Raw genomic sequence first — 9553 nt, forward strand, 5'->3', positions numbered from 1 at the left:
GCGGCGGATTAGACGCCAATCCGCGCTTTCAATTACCTGTCGAAAGGTGGGTCCGATGTCCGATCACGCCAATATCCACCAGATATGAGGATAAGGACGGTCCGCAGATACCTTCGGTCATATGGGGAGAGGACGAGATGACCTGCTTTGCAAACGGGCTGTTGATGCCTGAGGGACCGATTGCGCGGCCGGATGGCGGCCTGCTGCTGGTGGAGGTGCTCGGCGGTCGCCTGTCCCGCCTTGGCCCGGACGGTGCGCGCACCACCCTCGCCGATCTGGGCGGCGGTCCCAATGGCGCGGCGATCGGTCCCGACGGGCGGATTTATGTCTGCAACAATGGCGGTTTCGAAAAGATGATCCTGCCGAACGGCGACCTCCTGCCGGTCGAGGCGCCTCTCGACACGCCGCCCGGCACAATTCAGGTCGTCGATCCCGCCAGCGGCGCTTTCGAAACCTTATATGCATCGACCGAAGCGACCCCCTTCTGGGGACCGAACGACCTCATCTTTGACGAAACGGGCGGATTTTGGTTCACCGATTTCGGCAGGGATCGCGGCGCGGCGCGAATGCGGGGTGGGCTTTATTATGCCAAGACCGACGGGTCGGAAATTCGGCGCGCCGCCGGACCATTGGACGGGGCGAATGGCGTCGGCCTATCGCCAGATGGACGCACCCTCTACGTCGCCCTCACCTATGAAGCGCATCTGCTGCGCTATCGATTGTCAGCGCCCGGTATGATCGACACGACGGCGTCGCTGACCCCGGACGGGCACAGCATCGTCGGTCGGGCCGGGCCTGGTCAATTTCTCGACAGCCTGGCTGTCGATAGCGCCGGACGCATCTGTTGCGCCTCGCCCGGCCAAGGCGCCATATTGATCTTTCCACCCGAGGGCGGAACGCCTCAGCAGATCGAAACGGGCGATTTCCTCACGACCAATATCTGCTTTGGCGGCAAGGACGGGCGGGTGGCCTTCGTCACGCTGGGCAGTTCCGGCAAGGTCATATGTATCGACTGGGACGTCCCCGGCCTGCCCCTCGCATTCGGCTGAGCTCTCATCGTCAACAGCGCCGCCCTGCCCGCCGACAGGTCAAGCAAGGCAGCCATTGTTGTTCTCTCGCGCCATGCCCCGGAAAAGAGCGACCATGTCAGCTGATTGTTATGACTATATCATCGTCGGGGCGGGGTCTTCCGGCTGCGTGCTGGCCAATCGACTGTCGGCAGACCCGACCGTCAAGGTACTGCTGGTGGAGGCGGGACCGGACGACAGCAGTCCGTTGATCGCCATGCCGCGCGGTATCGGCAAACTGCTGGCGCCGGGCAATCCCCATGTGTGGGATTACGCCGTATCGCCCGGCGGCAACGCACCCCAGGAAATATGGCTGAAGGGCCGCGCGGTTGGCGGGTCCAGTTCGGTCAACGGCATGGTCTATGTGCGGGGCGCTCCGGCCGATTATGATGGCTGGGAAGCAGCAGGCTGCACAGGCTGGGGCTGGCAGAATATAGGCCGATATTTCGTCTCTCTGGAGGACCATGCGCTGGGCGCCAAGGCGTGGCGCGGTGCCGGCGGCCCCCTCAAGGTCAGCGTCCACCCTTCCGGCGACCCGCTGTGCGAAGCCTTCCTGACAGCCGCCGAGCAGGCCGGCACGCAACGGGTGGACGACATGAACGACATGCCGGCCGTGACCCAGGGCGGCATGGGCTATCAGCCGACATCCACCTATCGCGGCAAGCGCTTCTCCGCCTCCCGCGCCTTTCTGAAGCCCGTGCGCGGCCGCCCGAATCTGGATGTTTTGCCGCAGACTGACGCCCTGCGTATCCTGTTCGACGGACAGCGAGCGGGCGGTATCCTGCTGCGCAACAAGGATGGCGTGCAGGAGGTCGCCGCCCGGCGGGAGATCATTCTTTCCGCAGGCGCGGTGCAGAGCCCCAAGCTGCTGCAATTGTCGGGCATCGGTCCCCGCGCCTTGCTCGAATCGCTTGGCATCCCGATCGTCGTTGATGCGCCGGGTGTCGGCACCAACCTTCGCGAACATCGCTATTTGGGTTTCAACTACAGGGTCCGGGGGAACAGCCTGAACCAGAAACTGTCCGGTGTCGGCCTTATCCTGTCAGCTTTGCGCTATGCCTTCGGGTCGACAGGGCCGCTGACCCATGCAGCGCATGAAGTGGGCGGCTTCGTCAAGACCGATGCCACGCTCGACCGGCCCGACGCGCAGGTCGGCATGGGCCTCTACTCCTTCCACACGGACGACAGGGGCGCGGTGGCGCTCGACCCCTATCCCGGCATGACCGTCATTGCTTATTATATGCGGCCCGACAGCCAGGGCCATGTCAGGATAAGTTCGGCCGATCCGGACGTCCCGCCGGTCATCGACGCCAATCATCTGGCGACCGATGCCGACAGGAGCCATTTCGTTGCCCTGTTTCGCTGGCTCCGTCGCCTGGCGCAACAGCCCGCGCTCAAGGACTGGATCGTCGAGGAAACAGGCAAGACCGTCGACATAGAGGCGGACGAGGACATTCTTGCCAACGCGATGGCCCTTGGCGGCACATCCTTTCACATTTGCGGGACATGCCGCATGGGCGCGGATGAAACCTCCGTCGTCGACCCCCAGCTTCGCGTGCGCGGCGTCACCGGCCTGCGCGTCGTCGATACCTCCATCATGCCGACGATCGTATCGGGCAACACCAATGCGCCGGCCATGGCCATCGCGCTCAACGCCGCGGACATGATCCTGCGGCCCAGACAGGAAACCATGCCATGACCGTGCCGTTCACGACGTTCGACAAGCTTTATATCGATGGCGCCTGGGTCGATGGCGGGAGCGAACGCGACGCCATCATCAATCCCGCCACCGAAGCGGTGATCGGCCACGCGCCGGTGGGTAACGCCGCTGCCGTGGACGCTGCGATCGCAGCCGCGCGCGATGCGTTCGACACGGGCATCTGGCCACGCATGGCCATGTCCGAACGCGCGACCTGTCTGCGCCGGATGCATGCCGCACTGGATGCGCGCAGGCAGCAGATCGCGGCGCTGATCATCGTAGAAGTCGGCTGTTCACAGGGCATCACCCAAGGCATGCAGGTCGCCAATCCGCTCGACCATCTGCTGGCCGCGGTCGAACATTCGACGCGCGACGACAGCGTTCGCCTGCCCATCGACATCACCCCCGATCCCTTCAATCCCGACGGGCCGAAGAAAATAGGCGGGACGACCGTGGTGCGCGAACCGGTGGGCGTGGTCGCGGCCATCACCGGCTATAATTTCCCCTTTCTCATCAATCTGGCGAAGATCGTTCCCGCGCTGCTGGCCGGCAATACGATGGTGCTGAAGCCGTCGCCCTTCACACCCTTTTCCGCGCTGCTGTTCGGGGAGATCGCCGAAGAGATCGGCCTGCCCAAAGGCGTGCTGAACATCGTTACCGGCGGACCGGAGGTTGGCACGACCCTGACCTGCGATCCGCGCGTCGACCTCGTCACCTTCACCGGATCCGAAGGCGTAGGCGCCGCTATCATGGCGCAGGCCGCCCCCACATTGAAGCGCGTGCATCTGGAACTCGGTGGAAAGTCCGCACTGATCGTCCGCCAGGATGCCGACATCGCCCGCGCCGCGGGCATGGCGGTTGCAGTGCTCTCGGTCAATGCGGGCCAGGGCTGCGCCCTGCTCACGCGCCTCGTCGTCCATAACAGCATCAGGAAAGCGTTCGTCGAAACCGCCTGTGCCATCGCCAGCCAGTTCAAAATCGGCGATCCTGCCGATCCCACCGTGGCGATGGGGCCGCTGATCCGCGAATCCCAGCGGGAAAAGGTCGAAAGACTGATCACCATCGGCCGCGACGAGGGCGCGCGGATCGTGCATGGCGGCGGGCGTCCGGCCGGTCTCGACAAGGGCTTCTTCACCGACATCACGATCTTCGACGATGTCGACAACAAGATGACGATCGCCCAGGAAGAGGTGTTCGGTCCGGTCGGCTGCGTCATCGGCTTCGATACCGACGAAGAGGCGATCCGCATCGCCAACGACAGCCGTTATGGCCTGAATGGTGGCATCGAAACCGCAGACGCTGCCAAAGGCTATGAGATGGCGATGCATATCCGTGCGGGCAGCGTCATGCTCAATGGTGGCACTGGGCGTATGACCTATGCGCCCATCGGCGGCTACAAACGCTCGGGCGTGGGCCGGGAATATGGTCCCGACTGGCTGCACGAATATCAAAATCAGAAGTCGGTCTTCTATCCTATCGGCGGATAGAGCCGCTGCCTAACCTGCGGTAATGCCGCCGTCGACCGCCCAGCAGGCGCCATGCACATGACGCGCCCGATCGGAAGCCAGGAACAGAAGCGGCTCGGCCACATCCTCGGGCGGACAGGGCGTCCGCATGCCGGTGTAGCGCGCGAGGAGCCGGGGATCGGCGAAATCCGGGAAGGACATGCCCTGTGTCATTTCCGTCCGCATCGGGCCAGGCGAGAGGATGTTGATCCGCACGGGACTGTCCATCATCTCCATCGCGAGCGACAACGTCAAACCGACCAGTCCGAATTTGGAGGCGGTATACGGCGCCAGATAGGCCTGCCCCATGAAACCGGCGGTGGAGGCCACGCAGATGATATTCCCGCCGCTCTCGATCAGGTGCGGCATGGCCGCCTGCATGAGAAAGAAGGGGCCGGACAGGTTGGAGGCAATGGTCCGGTTCCATTCCTCCTCCTTGATGTCCGCCAATCGGTGAAACATGACATCGGCGGCGATATTGCACAGCACATCCAGCCGGCCGAATGCCGTCATCGCCCCTTCGATAGCCTCCCTACAGCCATGCGGCTCGCCAAGATCGCAAGCCAGCTCGACACACCGGCCACCCGCGTCGCGGATCAACCGCCCGGTCTCTTCCAGCTTGGCTCGGCTGCGCCCGACAAGGCACAGTGCCGCGCCTTCCCGCGCGAAGGCGAGGCTCGCCGCGCGGCCCAGGCCCGACCCGGCGCCGGTGACCAGTACGACCTTGCCTGCAAAGTCCATCCGCATATCCTCTTCCAAAACGGGCCGTCGGCGGGGTTAGAATGCCACGCTGATGCCTGCCATAAGGGTGATTACGGCGTGGCCAACCTTTCCCCGGATGGGGTTGATCCCCTCACCAGCGCCGTCGCCATTGCGCGCCGCGCCGACGGTTACGGATCATCTCATCCCGCTGCTCCGGCGTGACAAGCGGCGTGTCGGCGGGAAGATGCGAACGGAGTTCCGCAGCCGGCACGATCCTGAGCGTCGGCTCCGGCCCGGAACTCGCGCCGGTCCAGCGCAGCATCAGCGATCCTTCATTGCGTCCGGCCGGATCAAGCCAGTTGGGCACGCCCGGATCGTCCAGTGCGATGACGGCCCGGAAGCGGCCGTCGCCGTCCAGACGCGCCTGCGCCGCGTTGAGGCTGCTCTGATGGTTCATCCAATCGATCGTGTTCCACAGCGGATCGTTGAGCTGGACGTTCCAGTAACGCACCTGATCGGGCACCGCCGTGTCGATGATCATCGCCTCCCCCGGCTCCAACCGGAAGATGCCCTGATAATAATGCTGCCCGGCCACGCCGCCGCGACCGGCCCAGTCATCATATTCCAGCCTGTTGACGAAGCCCTGCGCCCGCTGCCGCTGGCCATAACCCAGGGCGAATGCGGCATAGCGTTCGACGAACGCTGACAGGCGATCGAGCCGATGGACGATCTCGGCTGCGGGCACCGGACCGCCGCCCACGCGCCGGTCGACCCGTTCGATCGCGATGCGTAGATCGCGCCCCACGCCCCAGTCATAATAGGCATGGCGCAAGCCGATCGTGACCGCGCGCGGGTCTAGCGGAAACCAGTCGCCCGCATGATCCGGCCGCTCCCCGCCCAACACGATGTCGAACGCCCCGTCCGGTCCCAATGTGCAGGCATCCAGATCGATCATGCCCACCGAAGGCCCGAGATCCTCCATCGGTCCCAGACCGCCCGCGACCAGATCAAGGAACACGAAAACCCCGTCCCCCCGCGTGCCCGACAGCCTGTAGACGCCGCTGCCGTCGATCCGCGCCGCGCCATAGATGAAATCGGGATTGACCCCGACCGTGTTGAGGATGCTGCTGACCGAGGGTACGAAATCGGGATGATCGGGATCGGCGAAGGCCGTCTGATAGCCGGTGGCGAGGATAGCGAACAACAGGCGGTGCGCCTCGGCCCGGGCCTGTGGATCATCGGGATCGGCCAGCCTGTCCAGCATGCCTTCCGCCCCCACCATCCGCTCCAGCCAGGCGCGCCACTGGGACGTTTCAGAGATAGGCATGGTAGGTCTCGATATATTCGGCGAACCTGTCGCTCACCTGTTCGGCGGTCAGACCGTAATCGGCCAGACTATAGCTGCGCGGCCCATGCTTGCCCGCCGGATTCTCCCGCAGCCAGCCCAGCATGCCCTTTTCCGACTCCGGCGTGAAATCCCAGCCAAAATGGTCATAGGCGGCCCGGATGGTCGAGACCGGGTCGGCGACGAGGTCCTTGTATCGCATGTCGTAAATCGGCAGGTCCGGATGCGCCCTGCGGTAATCCATGCAGAACTTCACCCCATCCCACCAGAGTTGCAGGAACTCGGCGCCCAGCGCATGCAGATCGAGTTGGTCGTAGGACGGCCCACGAATGACGCTGATCAGTTGGGAGATCGAGGCGATGACGGTGGTCGGGTCGCGATGGGGCTGAATGAAGATCGCATCGGGATAGACGCTACGCAGCGCGGGGAGCTTATACATATGCTCCTGAATCTTAAGCACCCAATGCCTGCCGGGATGCCGCCAACCCAGATGCTGAAGCCACATCTTGTGGACCTCGTAGCGAAAGGTCGCGTCGATGCCCTTGAACCAGTCGTAGAAGCGCGGGAGATGCTGGAACATGCACGGATTGCTGCTCTGAAAGGAGGTCGTCATGAACGATCCGCATTCCTGCGGGATTTTGGCGCCCAGCGGATGGGCTTTGAGCAATTCGTCGGCATCACCGCCCAATTGCGCGCGCAAATGTTCGTCGAACCGGGAGATGCGCGGGTCCGTGTCGGCGGTTGCCGCTTCGGGAGGGGGCGATGGTTCGGCCACTTCCCACATCAGCGGCGTGCGGATCTGCGGGTCGCCTTCCATCAGGGCGTGCAGGAAACTGGTGCCGCACCGGGGGAGGCCGAGGATGAAAAGCGGCTGCCTGATTTCGACATCGGCAATGTCAGGATAGCGCGATCGGTCGTCGGCGATCGCCTTCAGCCGGGACAAGTCATCGGCAATGATATGCAGCGCACGCGCATGGCCATTGGCGTTAAGTGCCCGGTCTTCCGCCATTGAGGCAAGCAGTTGCTCCAGCCCTGGCCGCACATTGTCGCGTAAATAATCGGGCAGCGGATATTGCGCCAACAGTGCATCCGCGTCCGGAAATCCAAATGTCATTGCCATCCTCTCTCAAACCGGTCTGACGACCATTTTGGGCAGGATGACTGGTCCGGACACCGATGAAAAGCCCAGGTGCCATCGATGTCGCCTATCGGAAACAGATGTCGAAAATTGCGGCTACATCAGTGGACGCTCAGTGGATCAAAAGCCGGTCACGGAACTGCCGCGGCGAACACCCTTCTATCTGGCGGAACGCCACACTGAAGCTTGCCGTATTGGCAAAACCACAGCGATAGGCGATCTCCTTGACCAGAAGCGATCGGTCCATCAGTAGGTCCTTCGCCAGAGCGAGCATATGACGGCGACAAAAGGCCGCGGGACTTTCGCCCGTCGCGGTGCGGAACAGGCGTTCATAATGACGGACGCTGATGCCGCGTTCCGCCGCCAACTGCCCGATCTCGACCCTGCCGGGCTGCTCCCGGATATGTGCAGCAAGGCCAGCCAGATAGCGCTGGTCGAACGTCCGGCGACTGGTGAACTCTGGTTGGCTTTCTGGACCGAATTGCTGCACCATTTCGGCTGCGAGGCCGACGCTGATCGAATCCAGAATGAGTTGCGAACACAGCCCCGGCGCCACCAGTTCCTGCTGGGCCCTTAGAAGCAGTGCTCTGACATGGGGATTGCGCATGTCTATGGTGTCGCGCAATTGTTGATTGGAAAGTTCCATGGGCAACCCAGTGATCGCGGGAATATCTATTCTGCAAAATAGCGATCTTTGCTCGCGTTCCTGCCAATGCATTTGGAACGGACACGCGGCGGGATAAAAGCGTACCTCGCCCTGCTCGCAAAAGTCGCGAGCAGATGCCAGATATCTGCCCATAGACGGGAAGCGGGTCAATTCGAAATAGCTGCAGGGCGGCGTGAAGACGATCTCGTTTCGTTCTCGCCAGAAAAACCGCCGGACTTCAAAGCGCGCACCAACTGTAGCCCTCGCCGCTTCGAGAGACGTTTCGAATTCCTGCGGGAATATGAAGTCCAGGCTTGTACCCTCAGGATGACGGTCAGAATCATAATGTCTTGTAAGCATATCAGCTGTTGCTCCCCCTCACTTTCTCCCAGCCGATCGCGAGAATAATATATCGATCATATCGAGAGAAGCTAATTTATTAGTGTCCGATTCAGAAGTTCTTCAATTCGAGCAATATCTTGCGGTTCGGCGCGTGATCATCGGATTGAAGCGATGAAGGGCCAGCGGTGGGTGAGGTGACGGACCTTTCCCAGTCGTTTAACCAAACCTGCGTCAAGAATAATTTTGGTTGCGTTTTTGCGATCTACGATTGCGACATCGTAGGGTTGGTGCGTCAGTGATCGATTAGCTGCTTCATGACTATTGGCTCACTGAAACGAAATCGACATCTGCGTCATGCTGGTCACGGCAATAGGACTGAGCGAAAGCTAAGTCAGCAATTCTTGGCACAAGCCTTGAAATGTTAGTTTCCAGTGATAGTCGGCTGCCTAACGCGCAAAAAAACTGAGTGAATACCAAGTGAATAGCGAAAAGGGACCCAGTGAAACGAGACCTCCTGCTCATGGATGTCCAGCGGCACACACTGAGTCAAAAGCTCGGCCGCTGCCAGCGGCCGATCCATACGAAAAGGTGTGCAGATCGGTGAAATGACTGTGCCTGTACGACCCACGCCTTTCCAAAAGCGCCAAAGCACCCCAGCAGCCCCTTCGGAACTAGCAAGCTTTGCTCCATTGCACAGCCGTCGCTCCACCGTCATAGGTTTCGCGGATGAACGAAAAAATGAACGCTACGATCTTAAGAGTTATCGAGCGCACGCCGCAATGGCTGCGTCACGATCTGGGATCCAGGGATGCAGCCGCTCGCGGTCGCGCCGAGGAAACATTGGCGGCGATGATCAGCGACGCGCTTGCCAACGGAACCGCCGCGAATCAGGAGGAATAAGCGGGACACCTCCTTGTCTCATGGGGGCCGCGTACCGTTGAGATTACCGCGCCTGCCTCTCCACCAACGCACGGTTTCACATTGCGACATTCAGCCTCCGTTCCCAAGGAGGCTCTCCCCAGGAGGCAAATCAGGGGTCGTGCCCCGGGTGATGGTGTAGTTCGACGGTAGCGAAGCTGACCGGACGCGCGCTCATCGATCAAGCGCAG

The 9553-nt window shown here is 61.9% G+C and carries 8 protein-coding genes; 4 read left to right on the plus strand and 4 right to left on the minus strand.

Annotated elements, in window-relative coordinates; all coding sequences use genetic code 11:
* Positions 1-137: 137 nt before the first annotated feature.
* The 3 genes from AC58EF_RS17490 (at position 138) to AC58EF_RS17500 (ending at position 4253) form a co-directional block, all read left to right on the plus strand.
* The gene (locus AC58EF_RS17490) at positions 138-1049 is read left to right on the plus strand and encodes an SMP-30/gluconolactonase/LRE family protein (RefSeq protein WP_497277625.1); all 912 of its coding nucleotides are present in this window, start codon (positions 138-140) and stop codon (positions 1047-1049) included.
* Positions 1050-1143: 94 nt separating this feature from the next.
* Positions 1144-2766 (plus strand): GMC family oxidoreductase, encoded by a 1623-nt coding sequence (locus AC58EF_RS17495; RefSeq protein WP_497277626.1) that lies wholly within the window; start codon positions 1144-1146, stop codon positions 2764-2766.
* Positions 2763-4253: an aldehyde dehydrogenase family protein gene (locus AC58EF_RS17500; protein WP_497277627.1), complete on the plus strand. Its 1491-nt coding sequence runs from the start codon at positions 2763-2765 to the stop codon at positions 4251-4253. The genes AC58EF_RS17495 and AC58EF_RS17500 overlap by 4 nt, the downstream gene beginning before the upstream one ends.
* A 9-nt stretch (positions 4254-4262) precedes the next feature.
* Here AC58EF_RS17500 and AC58EF_RS17505 read toward each other — a convergent pair whose 3' ends face one another.
* The 4 genes from AC58EF_RS17505 to AC58EF_RS17520 all read right to left on the minus strand — a co-directional run bounded on the left by AC58EF_RS17505 (position 4263) and on the right by AC58EF_RS17520 (position 8462).
* A complete protein-coding gene (locus AC58EF_RS17505; RefSeq protein WP_497277628.1) occupies positions 4263-5012 on the minus strand; it encodes an SDR family NAD(P)-dependent oxidoreductase in 750 nt (249 codons plus the stop codon).
* Between the two features lie 112 nt (positions 5013-5124).
* Positions 5125-6300, minus strand: coding sequence for a hypothetical protein (locus AC58EF_RS17510; RefSeq protein ID WP_228227149.1), 1176 nt, complete (start codon positions 6298-6300; stop codon positions 5125-5127).
* Positions 6287-7432: a sulfotransferase family protein gene (locus AC58EF_RS17515; RefSeq protein WP_371388905.1), complete on the minus strand. Its 1146-nt coding sequence runs from the start codon at positions 7430-7432 to the stop codon at positions 6287-6289. Before AC58EF_RS17515 ends, AC58EF_RS17510 begins: the two co-directional genes overlap by 14 nt.
* Before the next feature lie 136 nt (positions 7433-7568).
* The gene (locus AC58EF_RS17520) at positions 7569-8462 is read right to left on the minus strand and encodes a helix-turn-helix transcriptional regulator (RefSeq protein WP_232209485.1); all 894 of its coding nucleotides are present in this window, start codon (positions 8460-8462) and stop codon (positions 7569-7571) included.
* Between the two features lie 708 nt (positions 8463-9170).
* On the opposite strand from AC58EF_RS17520, the gene AC58EF_RS17525 reads away from it, so the two are divergent.
* On the plus strand, positions 9171-9344 hold the full coding sequence (locus AC58EF_RS17525; protein WP_009823829.1) for a hypothetical protein: 174 nt from the start codon (positions 9171-9173) through the stop codon (positions 9342-9344).
* Positions 9345-9553: the final 209 nt, after the last annotated feature.

The sequence above is a fragment of the Sphingobium sp. WR1 genome (genome assembly GCF_059693745.1).